Here is a 23280-nt window from a genome sequence, read left to right as displayed (position 1 = left end):
CGGGGGTCCGTGATTCGATGCTGCCCGAGGTCGACATCCCGAAGGTTCACTGCGCTTCGCGTGCGTGAATCGTCCTGATGGGGAGTGCGTCCGATATCGAGAAGGAGTGCCTGTGTCGATTGCCGACATCGCCGACGAGCGTCTCGGGGGAGCAAAGCCCCGGCAGGAGCGCACCCCGCCGCACGACATGCTCGCCGAGCAGAGCGCCCTGGGCGGCATGCTGCTCTCGAAGGACGCGGTGGCCGACGTCATCGAGACGCTGCGCGGGCCCGACTTCTACGTCCCGAAGCATGAGCTGATCTTCGAGGCGATCCTCACGCTCTACTCGCACGGCGAGCCGACCGACGTCGTCGCCGTCACCGACGAGCTCATCAAGACCGGTGAGCTGCAGCGCGCCGGTGGTGCCGACTATCTGCACACGCTCACCTCGATCGTGCCGACCGCGGCCAACGCCGGGTACTACGCATCGATCGTCGCCGAGCGTGCGCTGCTGCGTCGCCTGGTCGAGGCGGGCACGCGCATCGTGCAGATGGGCTACGCGGGCGAGGGCGACCCGACCGAGCTCGTCAACAGCGCGCAGGCCGAGATCTACAACGTCTCGGGCGACGACAGCGCCGAGGACTACATCCCCCTGACGGTGGCGGTGGATGCCGCGGTCGACGAGATCGAGGCCGCTCGCGGCCGTGACGGGTCGATGACCGGCATCCCGACCGGCTTCGCCGGCCTCGATCAGCTCACGAACGGTCTGCACCCTGGCCAGATGATCGTGCTCGCCGCGCGTCCCGCCATGGGTAAGTCGACGCTCGCGCTCGACTTCGCCCGCGCCGCGGCGATCCGCAGCAATGCCCCGACGATCTTCTTCTCGCTCGAGATGGGGCGCAGCGAGATCGCGATGCGTCTGCTCAGCGCCGAGGGCGCGATCCCGCTGCAGAGCATGCGCAAGGGCACGCTGGACTCGCGCGACTGGACGACGGTCGCCGCGACGCGTGGTCGCATCAACGATGCTCCGCTGTACATCGACGACAGCCCGAACATGACGCTCGTCGAGATCCGGGCGAAGTGCCGTCGCCTGAAGCAGCGCGAGGGCCTGAAGATGGTCGTCATCGACTACCTGCAGCTGCTCACGAGCGGTAAGCGCGTCGAGTCGCGTCAGCAGGAGGTCAGTGAGTTCTCGCGTGCGCTGAAGCTGATGGCGAAAGAGCTTCAGGTTCCCGTCATCGCGCTGTCGCAGCTGAACCGTGGTGCCGAGCAGCGCGCCGACAAGAAGCCGGCCCTGTCCGACCTGCGTGAGTCGGGATCGATCGAGCAGGATGCCGACATGGTGGTGCTCCTCCACCGCGAGGCCGCGTACGAGAAGGACAGCCCGCGCGCCGGCGAGGCGGATCTGATCGTGGCGAAGCACCGTAACGGTCCGACCGACACGATCACCGTGGCGTTCCAGGGGCACTATTCGCGGTTCGCCGACATGGCGCCGGGGATGTAGCTCGAGCTGTGAACTTCGGCTGGTCACCGCGATTGCGACGGGGAGGGCTAAGCCGAAAGGGCGGCCGATCCGCGGGGAGGGGTGGTTTCGGTACCTGCGACATCAGGGGCAGGTCTCGCGGGGCGGATCGCAGGTCTCTTGGCCGCGGGATGTGACCGCCCTGTCACCATGCCGAAGAAAGCGTCCCTCGCGACCACCCGACGCTCGAAGGCGACGGGTCGCAACGGCGCGGCTGTGCCTCATGTCACCTCTGGCGGAGCCAGGGTGCTCATCATCTCCATGAGCGAGCTGTACACGAGGCTGGGCTTGGCGTCGTGCCAGTCGGTGTTGCTGGTTCGCTCCGGCTGGGGGGCGGTCTGGGTGATCGGCTCGTAGAGCCACCAGAGGTTGTGCCAGGGGTCGAACATGCGCGCGAGTCGGTAGCCGCCGTAGAAGTCGGAGATCGGGGTCACGACCCGCGCATCGTGTTCGATGGCCGCATCGAGGCAGCTTTCGGCATCCGGAATGTAGATCTGCAAGAAGGCGGGGGTGAACGGCCAGCCGGGCTTCCTATCGCACAGCATGATGGTCGCGTCGCCGACCACGATCTCTGCGTGGATGATCGATCCGTCGCGATCGGGCGTGCGAACGTCTGTGGACTCCCGACCGCCGAAGACCGCCTCGACGAAACGGATGAAGCTCGCCGCGTCTGGGACGATGGCGAAAGGGTTGATGGTGTTGTGCCCGGCATGGATGGGCATCGTGAGGGAAGGCATATAGACATAAAATATGAGCAAAGAGGATGGCGTCAAGTATCGACGGGGGGCCAGTTTTCTCCTGGCGACTCTCGGACGTCGTGCTGAGAGGGCGTGGAACGAGTTCCTCGCGGAGCAAGGCGTGACCACTGCGCAGTTCACGGCCCTGGCGGCCCTGGCTGAGGGGGAGCGAACGCAGTCTCATGTCGCCGCAGTCACGGCCGTCGACCCGCGCAACATGGCTGCCACTGTAAAGACACTCATCGAGGCGCGGTGGGTTCAGGCCCGACCGAATCCCGACGACGCCAGATCTCGTCTGCTGAGCCTCACGCCCGAGGGCAGGGAGTGGTGGGATGAACTCCAGCCTGTTCTTCGTCGTGAACGCGGCCACTTCTTTCAGGCTCTCGGCACGGACGAGCTCACGGTTCTGGAGACCCTCCTGGGGAAGCTCGAAGCCTCGCACTCGAGCGAGAGCGTCGTCGGTTCCGATCGAGACACCTGACAACGCGCGCGCAGTAACAGTCTGGGCGGGTCGCCGGCCGGCGATATAGGGTCGCCCGCATGACCGATCGCGCCGTCCCGAACCTGCCGTCTCGCGACTTCGACGCCACCATCGCGTTTTACCGAGGGTTCGGGTTCGAGCGGGGCTACCGGGACGAGGGCTGGCTCATCCTCCGGCGCGGCGAGCTCACGCTGGAGTTCTTTCCCTTCGCCGACCTCGATCCCGCGAGCAGCTCGTTCATGTGCAGCATCCGCGTCGACGACGTCGATGAGCTGTACGGGCGCATCACCTCGGCGGGGGTCGTCGAGAAGACGGTCGGGTTCCCGCGCGTTCATCCTGTGACGACGCAGCCGTCAGGATTGCGGATTGGGAACCTGATCGACATCGACGGCACGCAGTTGAATCTGATCGAGAATCCTGTCCGGTAGATCGTGTCCTGAAGTCTCGTCCGATTGTCCCGAGGAGTGAAACCGCGGGTGGGGCCGATCGTGAGTAGAGCGCGCGGATAGGCGGGTGCGAACCGCCGGGGGTGCTACCTGGCTGATGAGCGCAGATCTGAACTATAGTCTGTAGGAGAAATACTATGGAATGTAGGCCACCCGATGCCACGAGTACCTCTCACCTACGAGGCGGTGATCGAGCGCGCCGCGGAACTCGCTGACGAAGGCGGCTTGGCATCCGTCTCTCTGTCGGCGGTCGCGCGGTCTCTCGCGGTCCAGACGCCCAGCCTGTACGGGCACGTCAAAGATCTAGCCGCCATGAGGGATGGCGTGAGCATCCTGGCTTTGAAAGAACTGGACGCCCGCAGCGGAGACGCCATTGCGGGGAGAGGCCGAGAGGACGCTCTTCGGGCGATTTGCGACGCGTACCGGAGCTACGCGTTCTCGCATCCCGGACGCTGGGAGGCGTTGCAGCGACGTACCGGTGAGGACGTCGTTCGAAGCGATGCCGCCGCGCGGTCGGGGCGCACCATGGCCGCCGTGCTTCGTGGCTACGCCATCCGGGAGTCCGATCGGGTTCACGCGACGCGTCTGATCGGGGCTTTCCTCAACGGGTTCGTGAACCTGGAGCAGGTCGGGGCCTTCTCGCACAGTGAGCCCGACGTGACGGCTTCGTGGGACGCGGCGCTGGGGCGCGTACATCTCCTCTTGGAGAATTGGGGCAGTGAAGCGGCGGAGACGGCGCAGGAGAGGAGACCATGATCGACGTTCCCCTCTCGGCATCCCTTTTTCACGGGGGAGCCGAGCTCGAAACCGTGGATGGGGGTGTGCGCCTTCATCGCTTGCCTTTGCCATACCGCAGCCGCGAGGCGGACAGCCAGCTGCGACTCATGGAATCTCAGCCCTCGGGCGTGCGGCTTGCCTTCGGCACCCGGGCGACGACGCTCGAGCTGGAGTTGCGGGCAACGCGCGTCGCCTACAAGGGCCTCGCCCGCGAACGCGGCGCGGTGGATGTCACCATCAACGGTGACATCCACGGCAGCCACCCCCTCCGCTACGGCAATGTCCTCGAGATCGACATGCAGACGGGCGGCACTGCGTCGCTCGCCGGCGAGATCGATCGGGTGTCGGTGGAGCAGCTCGCACCGGGAGACAAACACGTCGAGATCTGGCTGCCACATAACGAGCAGGTCGACGTCGTCGCGTTGCGCGCCGACGCACCCGTCCACCCGCTCCGCGATGAGCGGCCGGTGTGGGTCCATCACGGCAGCTCCATCAGCCACGGGTCGAACGCGGCGACTCCGCTCCAGATCTGGCCCGCGGTGGCCGCACGAGGGGCGGGTATGAACCTCCGCAACCTCGGATTCGGAGGCAGCGCAGTGGTCGATCCGTTCATGGCCAGGGTCATCCGAGACGCGCCCGCGGATGCCATCAGCGTCAAGCTCGGAATCAACGTCGTCAACCTCGACGCGATGCGCGCGCGCAGCTTCGTCCCGGCGGTCCACGGGTTCCTCGACACGATCCGCGAGGGTCATCCGCGCACTCCCCTCGCGCTCGTCTCGCCGATCTTCTGCGGTATTCATGAAGAGACTCCCGGCCCGGGCTCGTTCGACGTCGATGAGCTCCGTGCGGGCCGCGTCCGCTTCGTGGCGACCGGCGACCCTACCCGCACGCGAGAGGGCGCGCTCACCCTCGAAGTCATCCGCGATCTCCTTGCCCAGGTCGTCCGCGATCGCCCGGGCGACCCCCACCTCCACTTCATCAGCGGGTTGGATCTCTACGGCCCCGAGGACGCCGAGGGGTTCCCACTCCCGGATGGGTTGCACCCCGATACCGCGACGCACGAGCTCATCGCGCGCCGATTCGTCGGCGTGGCGTTCGGTCCGGGAGGCTCCCTGCGACCCGCGGGATCGCCCTGAGGGGAAGATTTCGGGCTCGTCATTCCTTGACGGGCTGGGTGGCTCCGGCGCTCTTGCTCCCCTCGAGCGTGCCCGCCTGGAAGTCGCGCAGGTACGCCCTGATTGCGTGGGCATCCCCCGCGTCGGAGATGACCGCCACGTACGCGTCCGGACGGATGAGCACCAGCGTGCGCTCTGACGGCGCGTAGGCGGCGGCGAGGGATCCGTCCGTGTCGCGCGCGTCGATGACGCGCACCCCGTCGATGACTGGCGCGGGTGCGTCGCCGAAGTTCAGCAGTGTCCACGTCCCGCCCGCCATGATCTCGAAGAGCCGCTGCCGGGTTCCGTGGTGCGTCATGAGCCCGGTGGCATCCGGTGCGCGATCACCCGCGCGGAGCGCCGCGCGCTCACCACGGTCGTCGCGGGCGAGTCGGGAGTCGCGGTAGCCGATGTCGAGTTGAATCGTGCGGAGGTCGCGCGTGGCCGGCATGACGCGATCGCGGATCATCGCCGCCATCCGTTCGTTCGACATCTCCAGCACGTGCTCTGCTACCGGGCGGCGCTCGTCTTCGTAGGTTGCGAGAAGGCTCTCGTCGGTACCGTTCGCGACCGCCGCGAGCTTCCAGCCGAGGTTCGTCGCATCCTGGATGCCGGTGTTCATCCCCTGACCTCCCGCGGGCGAGTGGATGTGAGCGGCATCGCCGGCGAGGAAGACGTTGCCCACGCGGTAGCGTTCCGCGAGCCGGATGTTCGCCCGCCAGACCGAGGTCCATGGCGCATCGATGATCCGGGCCGTGGTGCCGCCCGAGACCTCATCGAGCGTGGCTTGTAGATGGGCGACGCTGAGGTCTGGTTCTTCGCCGGGCTCGATGCCGGCCTGAAACTGGAAGAGGTCGGTCGACGGCAGCGGACACAGTGAGGCCATGTTGTCGGCGGAGCGCCACATATGCCAGGACTCGCGGTCGAGCCCTTCGACGGCGACATCGGCGACCAGCATGCGAACGTCGTCACGGGTCTCTCCGTCAAACGGGATGCCGGATGCCTTGCGAACCACGCTGTGTCCGCCATCGCAACCGACGAGCCAACGTGCCCGGATCGTGTGGGAGGTCTCTTCGCTGATGACGGTTGCGACGATGTCGCCGGGGGTGGCGAGGAACGAATCGAGCCTCGCGCCGAACCGCACCGCGCCGCCGAGCTTTTCGAGGAGCGTGCGGAGTGCGCTCTCCACACGCCACTCCGGGGTGATCACGCTCGCGGGGTAGGGGATGTCCGACCGGTCAAGAAGCGAGGCCGGTACCTCGCCGACCCGTATCGAGGAACCGTCGGGGGCGACGGCGGTCATCGGAATGGTCTGCGCATTCGCGAGGATCTCGTCGACGATCCCGAGGTCTTCGAGAACCTCGAGAGACCGAGGCTGAAGGCCCTTGCCCCGTGAGCCGGGCCGCGCCCCCTCCGCAGCCTCGATGATCTCGAACGGCACGCCTCGACGTGCGAGCTGGCAGGCGAGCGTGAGTCCCGTGGGCCCGGCCCCGACGATGAGCACCGTGGTGGTGAGGTCTGTCATGACATCTCCTCTAAGAAAGGGAATCCTTTCGCGGCAAGATACGCCGCCTTGAGAAGGAAGTCAAAGCTTTCTAAACTCGCGACATGACCGCCTCCGTCTCCACCCAGCGCCGTCGAGGCAAAGAACTCGAGGATGCGATCCTCGATGCGGCGTGGCATGAGCTCGTGGACGTCGGGTACGGGCGGTTGACGATGGACACCATTGCGCGGCGGGCGCGCACAAGCGAACCCGTGCTCTATCGGCGGTGGGCCAACAAGGATGCTCTCGTCGTCGCGGCGATCGAGCACCGGCGTGCCGCGAGTCCCATTCCGCTCGCCGACACCGGCTCGCTGCGCGGTGATCTCGTGGCGGAGCTGACGGCGTCGGCTGCCGCGCGCGCCGAGTTCTACGCGATCACGATGGCCGCCGCGTACGCGGGGCTCTGCGTTGACGGAGCGACGACACCAGCCCAGGTGCGCGACCGCCTCATGGGAGTTCACGACACCGGCCGCGATCGGCCGCTCTACCAGCGCGCGGCGGCCCGGGGGGAGATCGATCTCGATCGGGTACCCGAGGTCGTGCTCGAGATGCCTTTTGCTCTCGTGCGGCTCGAGTTGCTCATGAACCTCACTCCGCCGAGCCCGGAGCGGATCCGCGCGATCGTCGACGACTGCTTCCTACCGCTCGTCGAGCGTCGCGAGAGCGCGGGTCGCTGAGCGGGCGGTCTCGCATCTCCCATCCATCGACAGCGCGGGATGCGAGGGGGTGTCAGTCTTCCGTCGCGTTGAGGGTTGTCAACAGCTCGGCGAGTTGCCGGCGTTGTCCGTCTGAGAGCTTGCCGAAGGTCTGCTCGAAGATCTCCGCGGCGAAGGCGTGTCCCGCGGCGAGGATCTCCGCACCACGCGGGGTGATCTGGTGCACCCACCGGCGCCCCTGTGGGTTGCTCCGCGTGATGAGACCGCGCGCTTCCATGCGCCGGATCATCTGCCCGAGGGACTGGTCGCTCTGGAAAGTTGCGAGGGCGAGGTCATGCCCGGATGCATCCGGGTCGGCGGCAAGTGCCCGCAACACGTCCCACTGCACGATCGTCGATCCGATTGCGCGCATTCGACTGTCGAGCTCGCGGTGGTGCCGCCACTGCAACCGTTTGATCTCCCGCGCCAGATGCTCTGCCGTGCCGTGCCGTGCAACCTCCATCTCCCCAAAGTAACGCCCGGCTCAACGCGCGCGGTCGACGAGAGGAGCGTGCCGACCCCGAGAACGGGAGAGTCGGGATAAATCTAGTTATATAAATGTATTTGTATTACACTCCCTGACATGTTCCCCGTCGTCTCCTCTGCACCTGTGACCGACACCGCCGCCTCGCGCCGCGGACCGGGGCGGACGGTGGGTTTCGCCAGCGCGGCGACGCTCGTGTCCTATCTGCCGTTCTCCGCCGTGAACGGGTCGCTGGGCTTACTGAGTTGCGCACGAGGAGGAGACCGATGATCACCACCACGACGACCGTGCACACCGCCTTCGGCGATGTGCCCGTCACCTACACCGACCAGGGCGAAGGGCACCCCTTCCTCCTCCTGCACGGTGGTGCCGGGTCGCAGTCCGTCCGGGCGTTCGCGGAGCTGCTGGCCACGACGCGGCACGCCCGGGTCATCAGCCCGACCAACCCCGGCTTCGACGGCACGCCTCGACCGACCGAGCTCGCCACGATCACGGACCTCGCGGCCACGCATCTCGCCCTGCTGGACGTCCTGGATCTGCACGACGTCACCATCGTCGGGAACTCCATCGGCGGGTGGACGGCCGCAGAGATGGCCTTGGCGGCCAGCCCTCGGGTGAGCAGCGTGGTCCTCGTCGACGCCGTCGGCCTCACCAACGAGGTCGGCCCCATGCGGGACTTCTTCAGCCTCGCCTGGCACGAGGTCGAGAACTACAGCTACTACGAACCCGACCACTTCCGCATCGACCTCGACACTCTCCCCGCCGCGGCCACCCAGAACATGGCCGGCAACCGGGCCACGATGCTCGCCGTCGCCGGCCGGGCGATGGGCGACCCCACCCTGCTGGCGCGCTTGCCGCAGATCGCCGTCCCCGTTCTCGTCATCTGGGGAGCGGCCGACGGCATCGTGCCCCTCAGCCACGGCCGCGCGTACAGCACCGCCATTCCGGATGCCGAACTCGACATCATCGACACCGCCGGCCATCTCCCTCAACTCGAGACCCCTGAGCGACTGGTTCACGACGTGTGGCAGTTCGCCGACCAGCACGCCGCTTCCCGGCCGGACCGCGGAGGTGAGCCGTCCCGTGCGATCTGAAGCCAGGGGTGACCTCACCGCCCGTGCAACGCCCGCAGGATGTCGAGCTGACCCGTATTCCACGCGAGTTCGCTGAGCACGTGCGTGTACAGGCTGAGGACCGTGCGCTCCCCGCGCCCCGAGACGACGTCGCTGAGGTCAAGATCGGCCAGGTTCTCGTGTGAGTGCCGGTGTATCCGGTGGCAGTGTTCGGTGACGGATGCCACGGTGTCGGTCTTGCGCGTCTTCCACGAGTTCGCGGTGGCGACGGGTAGGCCCAGCTCCGAGCGGGGATGCCCCGTGATGGCCTCTCCGAACCACACGCCCTCGACGTAGGCCGTGTGGCGGACGACGCCGAGCAGCGACGGTTTCCCGGGGGCGATGACGGCACGGGCCTGGTCGTCGGACAGGTCGTCGAGACTGCCCAAGATGAGGTGACGGTACTGCTCGATGCGGGTGTCGAGGTCTTCGCGGGTCGTGAATCCGGAATCGACGTGGGGGTGTGGCATCCGGTCTCCTGTCTTCGGGGCTCCCTCATCGTTGCGACGCTCGACGCCGATGCGCAAAGCTCCTGTCACATCTGCAAATCGGGAGGGGATCGTGGCGGACGAGGCGGAGATCATCGCGAGGGTCGGTCCTCGGCTGCGAGCGTTCCGGCAGACGGCTGGGCTGACGCTGTCGCAACTGGCCGCCCAGACGGGCCTGACGCCGAGCACGCTCTCGCGGTTGGAGAGGGCGCAGATCCGGCCGTCTCTCGAGCAGCTTCTGCCCCTCGCGCGGGTCTACGGGGTGCCCCTCGATGAACTGGTCGCCGCCCCCGCGCACGGGGACCCTCGCGTGCACCTCCGGCCGGTGCGGCGCAAAGGGCTCACATATGTGCCGCTAGGGGTGAATCGCGGCGAGCTTCAGGCGTTCAAGGTGATCTACCCCGCGGTGTCCGATCTGCCTCCGGCGCGATTTCACGCGCACCCTGGGCGGGAGTGGCTGTACGTGTTGTCGGGGGCGATTCGACTGGTGCTGTCGGAGCAGGTCACGGATCTGAGGGTGGGGGAGGCGGCGGAGTTCGACACCACGACGCCGCACTGGATCGGCAATGCGCACCCGACGCTGCCCGCGGAGATCATCGCGATCTACGGAAAGCAGGGTGGGCGCATCCACCTCGCGGACCTCGAACGGTGATGTTGTAGATCTGGGGAATGAGGTCGCGGTCCGTTGGGCGCGGCGTCAACCACCGCGCAACGGCGGCAGCGATCTCTTGTCACTACGGGCGGTGAGTCGTGTGCGGGGTCGGCCCCAGCTCCTGGGGCGTGCCCCGACCGGACGGGGCTCAGGGCTGCCAGAACCCGAGGGTGCAGAGCAGCCGCGTCTCGTCATCGGCGTCGACGGGCGCTTCGATGGCCGGCGGGAAGACGCCCCACTGCCGCCACTCGTCAGCGTGCGGGACCACGTGCTCGTTGAACCCGGCGACCAGCTCGGGGGAGAGGTGGAACGGGATGCCGAAGTGCTTCGCGATCGAGTACGCCTGGAATGCGCGATAGGTCGCCAGGTGCGCGAAGCCCTCCGCCGCCGGGTAGTTCCCGTAGGTGAATCGGAAGGTCTCGGCGATGTCGCCCGACCGTACGGCCGTCATCGCCTTGTCGTTGAGCGCGTCGTAGGACGAGATGGGGTCGTCGCCGAGCAGATCGACGTTGGCATACGGATCGCTGTCCGAGGCCGCGCGGCCCGCGAGCACGTCGGGAATCCAGGCTTCGTCGTAAGCGTGGCGCCCGAGGATGCCGAGCAGCGTGGGCGACTCGAGCTGGCTCCACTCCTTCGGGACGGACATAGAGAAGTCAGCGGGATCGAGCTGGTCGATGACCTCGCGCAGAGCGGCATCGGCGTGGAGGAAGAGGGTGGCTGGGGTCATGGCGCCGACCGTACTCCGAGCCACCGACACGGACCAGACCTGTCGCGGCGCACGATGAGTCTCAGGCGCGCCGGACGCCTGCGCGCTCGATTCCGGTCAGGAGAACGTCGATCGCGAAGTCACGCCGTGCCGAGTCGTCGGGGCCGGTGAGCAACGACGCTGAGCGAGCAACGTGCGGGAATCGCTCGGCGTCGGCGCGTTCGTAAGCGGTCAGGACGTGTTCACGATCGTCGCCGACGTCCCCGCGGCTGAGCCGGACGGTCCGCTCGACGGCGGTCGATGCGGCGAACTGCGCGATGAGGTCGACCGCGAGCGCGGCGCGGTCGGCGGGAACGCCGCCCGCCTCCATGAGCGCCAACTCGTGTTCGGCGAGGCGGAGAGCACCGGGGAGGACCGGGATCGAGCCGAGCGCGATCGTGCCGAGGCCGTCCTCCGGGTGGAGGAGGCCGTCGTGCGGTCGGGCCTCGCGTACACATTGCTGCGCCCGGGCGGATTCGCGAGCAATGCGGCGCGCTGGAGCTGGGGAGTGCGGGGCGAGAGCGCCGTCCCGCTGCCGTACCCCGATGCGGTGCAGGCGCCCATCCATGAGCAGGACATCGCCGATGTCGCCGTGGTCGCCCTCACCACCGACGCGCTCGTCGGTGCCGCGCCGGTGCTGACCGGACCCGAGCGTCTCACCCTCCGCGAGCAGGTCGCGCTGATCGGTGAGGTCATCGGACGCCCGGTAGCGGTGATCGAACAGACCGAGGCGGAGTCGTCGGCGATGCTGTCGCGGTTCGTCCCCGAGGTGTGAGTGCGGCAAATCATCAAGGATTGGCGCGAGGCGGTCGGCGCGACTCCGCCGATCTCCGACGAGTACACGCGCATCACGGGTCGCCCATCGCGCACTTTCCGCGCGTGGGTCGTCGACCACGCCGATCTGTTCCGGTGAGGGGCAGGTCGGGATACTGTTCGGTGGTCCGTGCTGAAGCCTGAGGAGGTGGTCCCCGTGAACGAATCGACGTGGGTGCTCCTCCGCGGAGTCACGGTCGGGTGCTAGGTCGCCCGGGGAGCACCCCCAAGCTCCCGAAAGGCAAGACCATGCGCTTCACTTCACAGACCCTGCTCGACGACGGCGGCCTCGAGCGCGAATTCACGCTCGCCGACTTCACCGGCATCTTGTGGATGCCACCCACCGCCACCCCGTCATCCCCGGTGCCGCTGCTGCTCCTGAACCAGCCCGGCGGCTTCGGCACGCGCCGGATGTACCCGCGGCTCGTCGCCCGCGCGAGAGCCGCCGCGGCGGAGGGCTTCGCGTCCGTGACGATCGAGCTCCCCGGCACCGGCGACCGCCCGCCACTGCCCGGCGCCGAAGAGTCTCGCGCCGATCTGCGCGCCGCGCTCGCCGCGGGCGAGAAGCCGAGTGCCGACCTTATCGACCGGCTCATTCTGCTGCTCGTCGACCAGGCTGTCCCGGACTGGCAGGCCACGCTCGACGCGGTCCTCGCGCTCCCCGAGATCACCACGAGGGTCGCTTCTCGGGCGGAGTCATCGCCGTCGGCGTCCGCCTCGCCGCGACCGATCCGCGCATCGCGGCCGCCGGGCTCTTCGCCGGAAGCTACGTTCCTCGCTCGACGCTGGAGGAGGCGCGGGGGATCGGCATCCCGGTCCATGTCCTTCTGCAGTGGGATGACGAGGGCAACGACCGTCAGGCAGCCCTCGACCTGTTCGACGTTCGCCTCGCGCGAGAAGACGCTCGTCGCCAACATGGGCGGGCACACGGGCGTTCCCGCGTTCGCGGGGAAGGATGCCGGGCGGTTCTTTGTCCGGCACCTTCAGGCGCGCGCGGACTGACGCATTCGCAGCGCGACCCCCACGATGACCGCCGCCCCCACGCAGATCGCCGCATTCACCACGAGCGCCGCGCTCACGCCCGCGGCCACCGCCGCGCTCGCCGCGACGATCGCCGACATGACCGGCGTTCCGACGGTGATGACGATCTGCTGACTCATCGTCGCGAGACCGGTCGCGAGGCCTTGTTCTTGATCCAGGATGCCAGTGCTCGCGGTGACCATGAAGCCGACGAGGTTGGCGACTCAGCCGATGAACGTTCCGATGAGCACGTCGACGAGCGAGCCCGACAGCTGGTCGAGGAACGCCAGGGGGAGAGTGGCCGCGGCCTGCACGACGAGCCCCACGACGATCGCGCGGGTCGCGCCGATCCGGGCGATCACGCGGGGTGCGACTAACCCGCCGACCACGGTCCCGGCGGCGACCATGGCGAAGACGAGTCGCGTCTGAAGCGGGCTGAATCCCCGGACGTTCTGCCGGTACAGCGTCAGGGTCAGACTGGGGAGATGTCGGAACGGGGACGGGTGTCGAGCGAGTTGGGCGACTTCCTGCGCAGTCAGGATGCCGTGACTCCCGAAGCGGCGGGGGTGGGGGGGCGCCATATAGATTGACGGCGGCGCGAAGGGTTTGGGTCCTCTCCGGGCGCGGGGTGCTGCTCTCCCGTGGGCAGTCAGGCGCTGGTGGGTTGGCCGGGCATCGAACGTAGCGCTCGGGCGAGCGCCGCGTTCATCACCGCAGAGTGGAACGCGTGCGGCTTCTAATCGAGGGGGCTGGGCGAGGCGCCCGTGACTTCGGCGAGGTGAGTGTCGTAGTACAAATCAAAATCCTCGTGACGAATCCCGACGCGCACGTTATTGACTATGTAGTCGCTCTTGCCAATCTGGATCCTCGCGCCAATTGGCAACGAGACCGCTCCTTCAAGGACGGCGATCTGCTGGTTGTCGTACATGATGGCCGTGAGGCCCGGCGTGAGTCGCTGCATGATCCGACCGTAGCGGCACTGGTCTGCGTGCGGAAGGTATCGGCTATCGCAATGCCGGGTCAGAAATCGCCCGCGTGGGACCAGCCGGACTCCGGGGGGAGCGGCGAAAAGCCGACAGTCCGCCCCTCACGATCTCGTATGCCGACTCCGATGACCCGATAAAACTGGTCGATGTTGGCGCTGGACAGCGTTTCGGGTGACACGTAACCGAGGGAGGTCCATGCAATTTCCTCAGGTAGCGGAACGTAGAAGACCCATGCCCCGATCCCGTTACCCTCGCCGTAGTACGCGTCACCCGGCCCCAGCCATTGTTGCTCGACGTAGGTGGGAAAAGTCATCAACCCGTCTATAGGAGCCACAACTATATTGGGATTGGCTGGAAGGGCCCACATCGTCCAGCCCTCGGGCACTTCCAGCTCCCTTGAGACCTCCGGCGCGACCTGGTCAGGCAGAACCTCCCTAGTCTCCGCCGTACTGAACACATACCTACCGCTAGGCGAACCTCCAATGCCAACTCGAGCGTTGGTGGCCGGTGCTGGCCCTGAGTCAGGCATCTGCATCGTTGGGACGAACGCGTCGCGGTAAGCCACGTAGAGGAAGACGCTTCCGTCTGGGCCGCCGTATAGGTCCACCCATGTTTGCTCGCTCTGGTTCTCGATCCGAAACTTCACCTTCTTCTGAGACTGGCCATCCGGCCCTTCGAAGCATGCGCAGATCTGAACCTCGCTCAGGTGGATCGCCAAGCCAGTGTTGACGACGGACCCCGCCGCGACATTATGGTTCATGGGCCTGGTTCGCGGACTGAGCCCATTCGCGATGGTTGTTGTGCTGAGAGCTACCACGACCAACATGACAACGATGCCCTTCCAATGGAGAGATGACCATCGCTGGAGAGACCCCCTCTTCCTCACTTGGGGACCTCGCCAAGCGTTAGGACTCTGGTGACGTCGTCGCCGCATCGGAATGGAAACGCACGCCTAGAGTGGGGGCCGTAGAGGATCGGTCCATCAACCTGATCAATGTCCGCGCCTTCGGGAAACTTCGTATTCACGTCGTATACGAAGTACTGGAGGCTCGACACGGACTCGAAATTCTTGGTGCCGCTGAGATCGGCGCCCCGCGCATCGACAGCGCAGAGGTTTGCGCCAGAGAGGTCAACGCGCTCCAGACGAGCGCCGCGCAGGTCGCTTTCTGAGAGATCAACACCAACAAAACCGACGTCTATCAGGTGGGCGTCCTGCAGCTTGCTCCCGACTAACGACTCACTGTCGAATCGCTGATTCTCGATCGTGAGTCCGCTCGCCTGTAGGCCCGAGGCGCGCGCAATCACTTCAGTCGTCGCTTCGGCGGCGATCTCACGCGATTGCGCTACCCAAAACGATATGGCCCAGGAGGCAGAGCCGACCATGACAGCGACGACGACCAGCACTTGGGTGATGGTTGACGGGTGCGGAAATAGGCGTCGCCGCGCGACCACGACGACAACCAGGACGGTGAGCAAGAAGATCGCGGGCCACCCAACGCGATGGACTACAAACACTGCGTCCTGAGCCGTGACGGCAATGGTTGCAGTGACTGACGCCGCGATCAGCGCCAGACCGACGTAAGTCGAGCGACCACTCCTCCACCAACCATCTAAGAGCAGGCTGAGGTTCACCCGGTAGTCACCAGGGTTCTTTGAACCCGGAGACTCGCGACTGGGGACGTGAGCGGCGTTGCGCGTTTTTCCGGAGGCGACCACGCGGCCGCGGTTCTTGTTCTTCGGATTCGAGTTCCGAGCGCGACGTTTCCGTGCCAACCGCATTCCCCCGACTTTTCCGCTCAGAATAGCGAACTCCACCGTATCGCCCCCAACAGTTCGCGATAATCCTTGGCCCAGCCAACTCGCGTATCACGAGGGCCGCGCAGTCACCGCCCTCCGCGCGGCATCACGCACGAGTCACCTCCGCGAAGCGATGCGGACGATTGTGCGGCGCGCGACGCAGATCAAGTGTCGGCCACGTCGAGCGTTGAGGAGGTCGGCGGGAGGTTGGCGGCTTCTTCAGCGGGGAACCTGCGGTCCCAGCGAGACGCGGGCGACGGTCAGAGGGAGGAAGTCGGAGCCGGTATTGAGTTCGAATGCGACGACGACGTCGTCACCAGCGACTTGGCCGGGCGTGAGTTCTCGGCCGCTGGCGTCGGTTCCGGGCCTGCGGCGCGAGGAGTTGGCGCAGATCGCCGGGATCTCGGTGAACTACTACACGCGGCTCGAGCAGGGGCAGTCGTCGAACGCGAGTGACGCGATCATCGAGGCGCTCGCGCGGGCGCTCGACCTCGACGATGACGAGCGGGTGCATCTGTATGAGCTGGCGCGTCCGGTTCCGGCGAGGCGGAAGCGCGTGACGCGCGCCGAGGTGGCGGTGCCCGGGGCATTAGCGCTGCTGGCGTCGATGCCGTCGGTGGGGGCGTTGCTTCTGGGGCGGCGGAATGATGTGCTGGCGTGGAATCCGCTCGGGCATGCGCTGGTGGCGGGGCATTTGGCGTTCACGGATCCGGATGATCCGGCGACGCGTCCGAACCAGATGCGGCTGCTGTTCCTCGACTCGCACACGCGTGAGCTGCATCGCGATTGGGCGGAGGAGGCGGCGTCGGCGGTCGCGTCGCTGCGGTTCGTGGCGGGGCAGTATCCGGACGATCGCGCGCTCGCCGAGCTCGTGGGCGAGTTGTCGATGAACAGTCGGGAGTTCGCGCGCCTGTGGGCGAAGCACGACGTGCGGTTATCTCGAGCGGGACGAAGCGGCTGCACCACCCGCAGGTGGGCGACCTCGACCTGCATTACGAGGTGCTGCACCTACCCGACAGCAACGGCCAGCGGCTGCTGACGCATACGGCGGAGGTGGGGAGCGCGGCGGCGGATGCGCTGGCGCTGCTGTGGTGAGGGCGCGATTTCGGGTGCGTGGATGCCGGGCCCCACCGCGGAGCTGCACGATCTACGCCACTCTGGCCGTGTTGCGAAAGTCACGGGGCTGGTCCGCTGCCGAATATCGAGTCGATGGCTTTTCTGTGCCCCCGGGGTCGACCGTCGAACTGCTGACGACTGTGTGGGCCGCGCGCCCCATTTCGGCGGCCGCGACATCCATAGGCGGGTCGCGCCGGGGGTCTGCGAGCGAGTATCGCCCTAGCCTGCGGTCTCAGGCGGCGTCCAGATGACGCGTTAGAAATGTGCGCTCTCAACCGTACGTCTTTAACCCGTATAGATTGGGGGAGTGACCTCACTTCTCGGCACCCTCATCCGGGTTTCCCGCACTGCCGCGGGTCACGACCAGGCCGGACTCGCTCGCGCTATGGGGGTTGGGCAGCAGACGGTGAGTGCGTGGGAGCGGGGTCGCTCTCGACCTCGACAATCTCAGCTCCCTGCTCTCTGTTCGGTTCTTGGCCTCTCGATCGGCGAAGTGACCGAGGCAGGCAGCTACGAAGTGGATCCTGCCAAGGCGACCCACAACCTAGTTCTCACCCTTCCCTTTGAAAATCTGTCCGATGAGGCGTTCGAGGCGTTCATCCGGGACTTGAGCGCTCGCAAATATCCCGGCCGGAGCGCGACGCGTAACGGATCCACTGGGCACAAGCAGTTCGGCGTGGATGTGTTCATCGACGGCGAGGGCGAGCGAATCGGTGTCCAGTGCAAGCGTCACAAGACGTTCGGCCCGGAGGATATCCGTGCGGCGGTTGCCGAAGTCACGGCGGAAGCGAAGATCACATCCGGCGTCATTGCGTTGAGTCGCAAGACCGCGACACCAGCGGCGCGATTAGAGATGCAGGATCACGCCGGTTGGAGACTATGGGACGGCGAGGACCTGTCCGCGCTCGTCCGTAAGCTGCCGCGTGCCGACGCTCTTGCCCTCGTCGATACATATTTTCGCGGAATGCGGGAGCCGTTCCTCGGCGTGCACGAGCCCAGTCCGTGGCTGACACCCGACGAGTACGACTCTGCGCTCGCCGGGCGCCTTGGTGTTGATCGCAACTTCGAACTGGTCGGCCGAGAGAACGAACTCCACCGGCTAATCGATCTCAGCGCGGCGCTGGAGGAACGGATCATCTTGATCGGTCGCGGGGGGATAGGTAAGTCGCGTCTCCTGCGTGCCTTCGCGCACAGCGACATTGGACGGGCCGTGGTCTTCGCATCGCGCGGTTCTATCGCGCCTGAAGGATACGAGGCTCTGCCGGAGGGCGCACCAGTCATCGTGGTCGACGACGCTATGGATCTTGAGTTCGACGTGCGCGCTCTGGAACTCGGGATACGGCGCATGCGGCCGGACGCCACCTTGGTGATGTCGACGCGACCTCGCGCAGCTCCTCAGCTTCATGCCGCACTTGAGGTCTCGGAACCTGAGGCCGCGAAAGTCTCGATCACACTCGATGACCTTTCGATCGATGCGGCCGAGTCTCTCGCTCGGGAGGCGCTCGGCGAACTCGCTTCCGATGCTCGAGTGGAAGGCCTAGCACGCGTTGGCTACGACTGCCCATTCATGATCGTCCTCGGCGCCCACCTGATCCGGGAGGGGGTTCTGACTGACAAAGACCTTGTGACGCAGAACGAACTGCGCCGGCAAATCCTCACGCGGTTCACCGACATCGTGATCCGTGGATCGAACGCTGATGCACGCAGCGCTGTACTGCAGGCCATTGCAGCCGTTCAACCGGCGGACCTCAAGAACCCGGAGTTTCTCGAAGTCCTCGCCGGCCTGAGCAACATCGATGAGGCGAGGGTCGTGGACGTCGTAGATGAACTCGATGATCTCGGTCTGGTTCTGCGACGAGGTCAGACTGTTCGGGTCGTCCCCGACCTCCTGGGCGACGCGATCTTGGAGCGGGCGCTTGTATCGAAGTCGGGCCTAGACAAGCGCTTCGCGATTCGAATAGCCGACGAGGCACGAGGTATCGCCCTCTCGCACGCACTTCGAAACGTAAGCGTGATCGATTGGCAAAGACGCGCGCAGGGACCGTCCGAGCTGGCAGACACACTCTGGTCGGCGCTGACTGAACACGCCCTCACGCTCCCTAACTCTGCGCGCATTTCCCTTTCGAAGAGGGTTGCTTCGGTGGCCGCCATTTACCCCGGACGCGCCCTCGATCTGGCAGAGTTGCTTCTCGCGGATCCCGCCCCTGACGAAGAGGATCCCTTTAGTGAGATATGGGGACCTCCGCGTGCAATCAACACCGTCGAGGTCGCGCGCGCGCTGGGATCCCTGATCGCGAATGCGGGAAGTGACGTCGATCACCTCCCTCGGTCGATGAGAATGCTCGTCCAAATCGGTCTCCCCGATACGCGCAGCGAGAACCAGAATCCGGAACACGCGATGAGGTTGCTTCGCGAGTTGGGTCAGTTCCACCCCCGCCGCACATTGCGCTTCAACCGCATCTATGTCGAGACTGTGGCCAGACTGCTCGCCGAACCGGAGCTCGATTCGTGTGCCAGCCAGCTCGTGTCACTCCTGGGTGAGATCATGGCGCACGACGTGGTCGTCACGGAATCTCGCGGATGGGATTTGTCCATCGCCCGGCATGACATTGACCTTGAAGTCGTTTCCGATGTGCGATCGGCCGCAATCACCATCGCGATCGACACACTCGAGCGCAACGACAGGTCGGCGTACGCCGCGACCAAGGTGCTTGAAAAGGCCTTGATGTCGAACCACCGCTCTGATGATGTGACGGAGGAGTTCACGACCGTCGTTGCCGGATTGGGCTCGGTGCTGTCGGACGCGTCGCGTCCCGCCGGGATTCGGCTTGCGGCCTATCGCGCACTTGGCTGGCATGCCGCCTACGGCGCAGGCCCCCGGCGGTCTGCCGCACGCGCTGCACGCCTGAAACTGGCTGCGGACGACGACCTCCTGCTCGCACGCGTGACGCGCGGTGGCTTTCACGCGGACGAGGATTATGTGGATGAGGTCCAAGCCGTTGAAGGGGGCGGCGAGGGGAACGAGTCGCCTGCCGTAGCTCGTTATCATCGGTCCGCCGCACAGCTCGAGGAGGCAATGCAAGATCTGTCCCTTCGATGGAACTCAGCCCTTTCGCCGGAGCAGATCCTCACCCGCATTCGCGATGCTATAGACGATGCGCTGAATGAAAGAGAGCGATTCACCCCGCCGCGGCGGTTGCTCCAGCTTCTATTCCTGTCGAGTTCCGACCTCGCTCGCGCCGCGCTCGCGCCGCGCACTCCAGCCAGTCCTGCGGACGATTGCATCGTCGAAGAGGCCCTCCGCGTTTGCTTCGTCTCGGACTACTCGGACCTCCAGGAAATCGCGACAGACAAGATCGCGCAAGGCGAGCATCCCGCTGCGATGGTCGCCTCAGCTGTGGGGGGAGCTAGAGGCCCGCTCACCCTTGGCCAGACCCGTGTCGTGGACGCACTGCTGACAACGAAACACCCCGCCGTCTACTCATCGCTGCTCACGACGGCTCGCTGGCGTGAAGAACTTGACCCCGCACTCGTGCTCGCGATTCTGCACGCAGCTCCAATTGAAACGAACTCGGCGGTTGCCGAGGCCGCTGCGAGCGTCCTAACCGAAAGCGCGACAGTTCCATGGGCATCCCTGTCTGCAGATGAGCGCGCGCTCTTCATGGATCGATTCGTCCAGACGCCCACCCTCGACGCTTATGGCTTCGGTGAGTTGATCACACGGCAGATCGCGATCGATTCGTATGCAGCGCTTGGCTTTTTGCAACGCCGGATCGATCGCCAGAACGATGGACCCGACGATTACGACGCGTTGCCGTACCTCGAGTCAATGCCGTTCAGTTTCCGAGTGAGCCCTGCCCTGCCGGGATTGATCCGGAACCACATCGACTGGCTCCTGCAAGATGCGCCGCATCGTCAAGGGCACGACGGCCTCGACGTCCTTCAGCGAATGTTCATTGGATACGAGGAGGACGTTCTGGCCGTGCTGCTCTCTCTGATCCAGACCCAGCAACCAGATCAAGTCGGTTTGGTACGAGCTGTCTTGTATGGCGCGCCTCGTGACTTCGTTCTGCGGGCCCCGCAATTCGTTGCGCGAGCGATTGAGGCCGCATCGTCGATGCCAGAATCGCTCGAGCGCGATGTGATCCGGGGTCTCCACGGCTCAGCCGAGTACGGAAGCCACTCGCGGGCCATCGGCGCGGACGATCCTGAGGATGTCGCACTCAGAATCGGCGCAGAGCGCCTTGCGCTTCAGTTTGACCCGACTTCAGCGGTACGCCGGTTCTACAACGAGGTTGCAGATCGTGCTTCCGCTCGAATCGCTTCCGAGCGCCAGGACGATGCCAGCCTCCGGAGCCCACGTCGCTGGTGACGCAGGCTGGCCGAGCGCTTACCCAACAGCCATCCTCACGCCGACGTCAGCAGAGCCCTACCAACATCACGGGGGGGGGGGGGGGGGGGGCGTGCTACGGGTAAGACGGGCTCAGCGCCGACTCAATGTACTCGCGAAGGGCTGGATCGCAGACGTAGATGTATGTCCCCAAGACTCCGCGCGTGAGGAGCACTCCGTAGATGTTCTGAATTAGCTCCAGGAGATCCTCGTCGGTGGTGTTCCTCTTGAGCTTCCGGAGATTCTCTTTTCCCTTCCTGTCGCGATACGCCTCGCGGTTCACCGTCACACGGCGGGTGCTGGCGTCATATCCCAGGTCGTCCCCGATTATGACGCCCGCGTAGTTGAGGTCGTAGCCCTGAAGGGTATGGATCGACCCTATTTCGCTCGTCGAGCCCGGGGAGTGGATCCAATCCTTGTCTGTGCGGTTCCACGTGAACTGGGCGCCCTCGATCTCGAAGTCATACCCCGGCTTGTTGCCACGCGTCTTCCAATCCCAGGCGTACCCCGCCACCAATCGCGACAAACCTGCCTCGCGCTCGCGCTGCCGGATAGCGTCCTGCATCTCAACGACGCTCGTGAAAAACCGCAGGTCGTACTCACCGAAGTCCGGGCGGGCTCCTGCTCGGGCCTCGCCTCCGAGCATCTGGCGGATGAACCCGATGTAGTCGGCGTCCGCACGAACCCGCATCTGTCTCGCGAGGGGGAAGTGTCGATGGTTCCGCCGCGCTTCTGCGATCTCGGCCGAGAGCAACTCTCGTGACAGGTCGGCGGGCCGCACGGCCTGCCGCTCGTCAATGAGAAGGATCTGATGACTACTCCGGGCTCGGATCCAATCAAGCTGAGTCTTGCTCACGTCATCAGCTCCGAAGAGCCGGCGGTTGATCTCGGCGAAGTCTCGGTTCCGCACCCCGGAAGACTGGTTCGCTCGCCGATTGAGTCGATGCGTCTCATCGACGATGAGCAGGTCGAAGGGTTCTTGTGACTTGCCCACATCGAAGGGACTCAGAACTTGATCCTCGCTGACTCTGGGCGTCTTCTTGAAGACTTTCTTGATCGATTCGCGAAGCGACTGCTGAGGGACAACGAGACCAATGCGAACCGACTTCAAGAGCTCCCGATTCTCGGGGACGAAGAACTCGGAGAAGAGTGAATCGGGCTCGATCTCATCGCTGTCCTCATAGTCCCGGATGTCCGCCAGTAGCTTGACCAAGTAGATCGCGACGATGGTTTTCCCTGTTCCGGGATTGCCGTCGACCACACTGCTCGATCGCGCCCCGCTGGCGAGGTCGTCCAACAGAGATTCGACGATCTGCTCGACGGCGATCGCCTGCTCTCTCGTGAGAACTTTGAACGGCGAGAGCTTGAAGAGGTCAGTGTTCTCGATCTCCGGGATGCTGCGCTGGAAAACCCCCTCGGACCTCAACTGCTCGAATATGCTCCGGAAGCTCTCGCGGTATTGATCGCGCGCGTAGTACTGGGCGTCGATAATCCCTTCGTTGCCGTTGAGGACGGTGAACTGGCCATCACCGGCGAGCCAACGAATTAGGTGGGATTCAAGGTCGAGACACGCCGATTTGTTAAAGGTCTCGTCGATGACAACGCGCACGCGGCGGAACCCTGCCTTCGACGGGCTTTGGAGATGCTGACGCATACGGGATGCAGCGCTGACCGTCTCTCCGACGTACACGGAAGGGGGCGAGGCGGAACCGGCGCTGTCGAGAACGTAGACGACCGGCCAGTTTGTTCGGCGCTCGTCACCGGATGCCCACGTCGAGATCGCTGAACCCGTGAAGTCGAGCCGTTCGATCTCAAAGGGCGTCATACTTCGTGCTCCGCCCTCTCGCGGTCTCAACCGGGTACTTGGCACGCGTTAGGGCGAGCTTCTCGAGAACGATCTCGTCGAGATTGAGGCTGAGCTTCTCTGAGAGAAGGATGCAGTAGGTGACGATGTCCGCCAACTCCTCCCGAACACGCGCTTCATCCGCGTCATCGTTCCATTGGAAGCACTCCAGAAGCTCAGCAGCCTCGATCGAGATGCTCTTCGCCAGATTCTCAGGTGTATGGAACTGCGCCCAGTCGCGCTCGCGCACGAACTCCGCCAATGCTTCTCGCACACGCTCACTCGTCACGGAGCGACCGTAACCCACCGTCGACCGAACTCGGCTCGACCTGCTGGTCGAAGGGGGACCCGGCGACCGGAATGTCCGACAAAGCCCGAGGTGGCCAAAGGCCACTCCTCCCAGCCGAGTAGCCGACCAATTTGCTCAGCTGAGCGGCAGAGTGGTTCCGGTCGGTGCGGCCCTTCCCGCACAGCGAAGGCGGACCGCGCGAGGAGTTGGT

25 protein-coding genes and 1 pseudogene are annotated in these 23280 nt (G+C 65.5%); 13 read left to right on the top strand and 13 right to left on the bottom strand.

Translation table 11 applies throughout. The features are described 5' to 3' along the window. The first annotated feature begins 187 nt into the window (after nt 1-187). The gene (dnaB, locus tag I5G_RS04445) at nt 188-1483 is read left to right on the top strand and encodes a replicative DNA helicase (RefSeq protein WP_306305780.1); all 1296 of its coding nucleotides are present in this window, start codon (nt 188-190) and stop codon (nt 1481-1483) included. Nucleotides 1484-1722: 239 nt separating this feature from the next. Here the strand turns inward: dnaB and I5G_RS04440 are convergent, their stop codons facing one another. After that, on the bottom strand, nt 1723-2238 hold the full coding sequence (locus I5G_RS04440) for a VOC family protein (RefSeq protein ID WP_022877987.1): 516 nt from the start codon (nt 2236-2238) through the stop codon (nt 1723-1725). Nucleotides 2239-2251: 13 nt separating this feature from the next. Between I5G_RS04440 and I5G_RS20565 the strand changes: the two genes are divergently transcribed. From I5G_RS20565 to I5G_RS04420, 4 genes are all read left to right on the top strand, one after another. Continuing rightward, a complete protein-coding gene (locus I5G_RS20565) occupies nt 2252-2719 on the top strand; it encodes a MarR family winged helix-turn-helix transcriptional regulator (protein WP_022877986.1) in 468 nt (155 codons plus the stop codon). A gap of 59 nt (nt 2720-2778) precedes the next feature. Then, the gene (locus I5G_RS04430) at nt 2779-3147 is read left to right on the top strand and encodes a bleomycin resistance protein (protein WP_022877985.1); all 369 of its coding nucleotides are present in this window, start codon (nt 2779-2781) and stop codon (nt 3145-3147) included. 204 nt (nt 3148-3351) lie between these two features. Next, nucleotides 3352-3921, top strand: coding sequence for a TetR/AcrR family transcriptional regulator (locus I5G_RS04425; protein ID WP_051038620.1), 570 nt, complete (start codon nt 3352-3354; stop codon nt 3919-3921). Next, nucleotides 3918-5078 (top strand): SGNH/GDSL hydrolase family protein, encoded by a 1161-nt coding sequence (locus I5G_RS04420; protein ID WP_022877983.1) that lies wholly within the window; start codon nt 3918-3920, stop codon nt 5076-5078. Before I5G_RS04425 ends, I5G_RS04420 begins: the two co-directional genes overlap by 4 nt. 19 nt (nt 5079-5097) lie before the next feature. Here I5G_RS04420 and I5G_RS20560 read toward each other — a convergent pair whose 3' ends face one another. Beyond that, nucleotides 5098-6621, bottom strand: coding sequence for an FAD-dependent monooxygenase (locus tag I5G_RS20560; RefSeq protein ID WP_022877982.1), 1524 nt, complete (start codon nt 6619-6621; stop codon nt 5098-5100). Nucleotides 6622-6704: 83 nt separating this feature from the next. Between I5G_RS20560 and I5G_RS04410 the strand changes: the two genes are divergently transcribed. Then, the gene (locus I5G_RS04410; protein ID WP_022877981.1) at nt 6705-7316 is read left to right on the top strand and encodes a TetR/AcrR family transcriptional regulator; all 612 of its coding nucleotides are present in this window, start codon (nt 6705-6707) and stop codon (nt 7314-7316) included. Between the two features lie 52 nt (nt 7317-7368). On the opposite strand, the gene I5G_RS04405 is transcribed toward I5G_RS04410, so the two are convergent. Further along, nucleotides 7369-7797 carry a MarR family winged helix-turn-helix transcriptional regulator gene (locus I5G_RS04405; RefSeq protein WP_022877980.1) on the bottom strand — a complete coding sequence of 143 codons (429 nt, stop codon included), beginning with the start codon at nt 7795-7797 and terminating at the stop codon, nt 7369-7371. A gap of 287 nt (nt 7798-8084) precedes the next feature. On the opposite strand from I5G_RS04405, the gene I5G_RS04400 reads away from it, so the two are divergent. Further along, nucleotides 8085-8912 carry an alpha/beta fold hydrolase gene (locus I5G_RS04400; RefSeq protein WP_022877979.1) on the top strand — a complete coding sequence of 276 codons (828 nt, stop codon included), beginning with the start codon at nt 8085-8087 and terminating at the stop codon, nt 8910-8912. 14 nt (nt 8913-8926) lie between these two features. On the opposite strand, the gene I5G_RS04395 is transcribed toward I5G_RS04400, so the two are convergent. Then, nucleotides 8927-9400 (bottom strand): DUF664 domain-containing protein, encoded by a 474-nt coding sequence (locus tag I5G_RS04395; RefSeq protein ID WP_022877978.1) that lies wholly within the window; start codon nt 9398-9400, stop codon nt 8927-8929. Nucleotides 9401-9491: 91 nt separating this feature from the next. On the opposite strand from I5G_RS04395, the gene I5G_RS04390 reads away from it, so the two are divergent. Then, nucleotides 9492-10070 (top strand): helix-turn-helix domain-containing protein, encoded by a 579-nt coding sequence (locus tag I5G_RS04390; RefSeq protein WP_022877977.1) that lies wholly within the window; start codon nt 9492-9494, stop codon nt 10068-10070. Nucleotides 10071-10218: 148 nt separating this feature from the next. Here the strand turns inward: I5G_RS04390 and I5G_RS04385 are convergent, their stop codons facing one another. Continuing rightward, complete coding sequence (locus I5G_RS04385; RefSeq protein ID WP_022877976.1) at nt 10219-10797, bottom strand: hypothetical protein; 579 nt, start codon at nt 10795-10797, stop codon at nt 10219-10221. 61 nt (nt 10798-10858) lie between these two features. Then, a complete protein-coding gene (locus I5G_RS20555; RefSeq protein WP_239642495.1) occupies nt 10859-11383 on the bottom strand; it encodes a TetR/AcrR family transcriptional regulator C-terminal domain-containing protein in 525 nt (174 codons plus the stop codon). Between I5G_RS20555 and I5G_RS26355 the strand changes: the two genes are divergently transcribed. From I5G_RS26355 to I5G_RS20545, 3 genes are all read left to right on the top strand, one after another. Then, nucleotides 11366-11590 (top strand): hypothetical protein, encoded by a 225-nt coding sequence (locus I5G_RS26355; protein ID WP_239642494.1) that lies wholly within the window; start codon nt 11366-11368, stop codon nt 11588-11590. The genes I5G_RS20555 and I5G_RS26355 overlap by 18 nt on opposite strands. Next, entirely contained in the window at nt 11591-11728 is a 138-nt protein-coding gene (locus I5G_RS26350; RefSeq protein ID WP_239642492.1) for a hypothetical protein, read from the top strand. It begins immediately after the preceding gene. Between the two features lie 149 nt (nt 11729-11877). Further along, a complete protein-coding gene (locus tag I5G_RS20545) occupies nt 11878-12630 on the top strand; it encodes an alpha/beta hydrolase (protein WP_239642491.1) in 753 nt (250 codons plus the stop codon). Here I5G_RS20545 and I5G_RS23895 read toward each other — a convergent pair. The 5 genes from I5G_RS23895 to I5G_RS26145 form a co-directional block, all read right to left on the bottom strand. Next, on the bottom strand, nt 12612-12851 hold the full coding sequence (locus I5G_RS23895; protein ID WP_022877974.1) for a hypothetical protein: 240 nt from the start codon (nt 12849-12851) through the stop codon (nt 12612-12614). The two genes, I5G_RS20545 and I5G_RS23895, sit on opposite strands and share 19 nt — an antisense overlap. A 21-nt stretch (nt 12852-12872) precedes the next feature. Beyond that, nucleotides 12873-13229, bottom strand: a complete 357-nt coding sequence (locus I5G_RS23890) for a hypothetical protein (RefSeq protein WP_022877973.1) — start codon at nt 13227-13229, stop codon at nt 12873-12875. A 155-nt stretch (nt 13230-13384) separates the two neighbouring features. Further along, nucleotides 13385-13609 (bottom strand): hypothetical protein, encoded by a 225-nt coding sequence (locus tag I5G_RS04350; protein ID WP_022877972.1) that lies wholly within the window; start codon nt 13607-13609, stop codon nt 13385-13387. A 59-nt stretch (nt 13610-13668) separates the two neighbouring features. Continuing rightward, nucleotides 13669-14394: a hypothetical protein gene (locus I5G_RS04345; RefSeq protein WP_148286399.1), complete on the bottom strand. Its 726-nt coding sequence runs from the start codon at nt 14392-14394 to the stop codon at nt 13669-13671. A gap of 122 nt (nt 14395-14516) precedes the next feature. Beyond that, the gene (locus I5G_RS26145) at nt 14517-15449 is read right to left on the bottom strand and encodes a pentapeptide repeat-containing protein (protein ID WP_204365539.1); all 933 of its coding nucleotides are present in this window, start codon (nt 15447-15449) and stop codon (nt 14517-14519) included. A gap of 115 nt (nt 15450-15564) precedes the next feature. Here I5G_RS26145 and I5G_RS20535 point away from each other — a divergent pair. Continuing rightward, nucleotides 15565-16526, top strand: a pseudogene (locus tag I5G_RS20535) (helix-turn-helix domain-containing protein). A 328-nt stretch (nt 16527-16854) separates the two neighbouring features. After that, complete coding sequence (locus tag I5G_RS04330; protein WP_036326187.1) at nt 16855-20919, top strand: helix-turn-helix domain-containing protein; 4065 nt, start codon at nt 16855-16857, stop codon at nt 20917-20919. A 94-nt stretch (nt 20920-21013) separates the two neighbouring features. Here I5G_RS04330 and I5G_RS04325 read toward each other — a convergent pair whose 3' ends face one another. Together I5G_RS04325 and I5G_RS04320 are read right to left on the bottom strand one after the other, a co-directional pair. Continuing rightward, nucleotides 21014-22762, bottom strand: coding sequence for a DUF2075 domain-containing protein (locus I5G_RS04325; RefSeq protein WP_022877968.1), 1749 nt, complete (start codon nt 22760-22762; stop codon nt 21014-21016). Then, nucleotides 22749-23069 (bottom strand): nucleotide pyrophosphohydrolase, encoded by a 321-nt coding sequence (locus I5G_RS04320; RefSeq protein WP_026095643.1) that lies wholly within the window; start codon nt 23067-23069, stop codon nt 22749-22751. Before I5G_RS04320 ends, I5G_RS04325 begins: the two co-directional genes overlap by 14 nt. Nucleotides 23070-23280: the final 211 nt, after the last annotated feature.

It is taken from the genome of Microbacterium sp. B19, from assembly GCF_000333395.1.
Classification (GTDB): Bacteria; Actinomycetota; Actinomycetes; order Actinomycetales; family Microbacteriaceae; genus Microbacterium.
This window is presented reverse-complemented; position numbering and strand designations above follow the sequence as displayed.

What these genes read in the sequence shown, in the direction of transcription:
- I5G_RS20555 (WP_239642495.1), bottom strand. Translation starts at nt 11,383, where the DNA reads ATGGATGGGCGCCTGCACCGCATCGGGGTACGGCAGCGGGACGGCGCT.
- dnaB (WP_306305780.1), top strand. Translation starts at nt 188, where the DNA reads ATGCTCGCCGAGCAGAGCGCCCTGGGCGGCATGCTGCTCTCGAAGGAC.
- I5G_RS04400 (WP_022877979.1), top strand. Translation starts at nt 8,085, where the DNA reads ATGATCACCACCACGACGACCGTGCACACCGCCTTCGGCGATGTGCCC.
- I5G_RS20560 (WP_022877982.1), bottom strand. Translation starts at nt 6,621, where the DNA reads ATGACAGACCTCACCACCACGGTGCTCATCGTCGGGGCCGGGCCCACG.
- I5G_RS04350 (WP_022877972.1), bottom strand. Translation starts at nt 13,609, where the DNA reads ATGCAGCGACTCACGCCGGGCCTCACGGCCATCATGTACGACAACCAG.
- I5G_RS20545 (WP_239642491.1), top strand. Translation starts at nt 11,878, where the DNA reads ATGCGCTTCACTTCACAGACCCTGCTCGACGACGGCGGCCTCGAGCGC.
- I5G_RS04325 (WP_022877968.1), bottom strand. Translation starts at nt 22,762, where the DNA reads ATGACGCCCTTTGAGATCGAACGGCTCGACTTCACGGGTTCAGCGATC.
- I5G_RS04410 (WP_022877981.1), top strand. Translation starts at nt 6,705, where the DNA reads ATGACCGCCTCCGTCTCCACCCAGCGCCGTCGAGGCAAAGAACTCGAG.
- I5G_RS23890 (WP_022877973.1), bottom strand. Translation starts at nt 13,229, where the DNA reads ATGGCGCCCCCCCACCCCCGCCGCTTCGGGAGTCACGGCATCCTGACT.
- I5G_RS23895 (WP_022877974.1), bottom strand. Translation starts at nt 12,851, where the DNA reads ATGGTCACCGCGAGCACTGGCATCCTGGATCAAGAACAAGGCCTCGCG.
- I5G_RS04420 (WP_022877983.1), top strand. Translation starts at nt 3,918, where the DNA reads ATGATCGACGTTCCCCTCTCGGCATCCCTTTTTCACGGGGGAGCCGAG.
- I5G_RS04385 (WP_022877976.1), bottom strand. Translation starts at nt 10,797, where the DNA reads ATGACCCCAGCCACCCTCTTCCTCCACGCCGATGCCGCTCTGCGCGAG.
- I5G_RS20565 (WP_022877986.1), top strand. Translation starts at nt 2,252, where the DNA reads ATGAGCAAAGAGGATGGCGTCAAGTATCGACGGGGGGCCAGTTTTCTC.
- I5G_RS04430 (WP_022877985.1), top strand. Translation starts at nt 2,779, where the DNA reads ATGACCGATCGCGCCGTCCCGAACCTGCCGTCTCGCGACTTCGACGCC.
- I5G_RS04345 (WP_148286399.1), bottom strand. Translation starts at nt 14,394, where the DNA reads ATGAACCATAATGTCGCGGCGGGGTCCGTCGTCAACACTGGCTTGGCG.
- I5G_RS04440 (WP_022877987.1), bottom strand. Translation starts at nt 2,238, where the DNA reads ATGCCTTCCCTCACGATGCCCATCCATGCCGGGCACAACACCATCAAC.
- I5G_RS04405 (WP_022877980.1), bottom strand. Translation starts at nt 7,797, where the DNA reads ATGGAGGTTGCACGGCACGGCACGGCAGAGCATCTGGCGCGGGAGATC.
- I5G_RS04395 (WP_022877978.1), bottom strand. Translation starts at nt 9,400, where the DNA reads ATGCCACACCCCCACGTCGATTCCGGATTCACGACCCGCGAAGACCTC.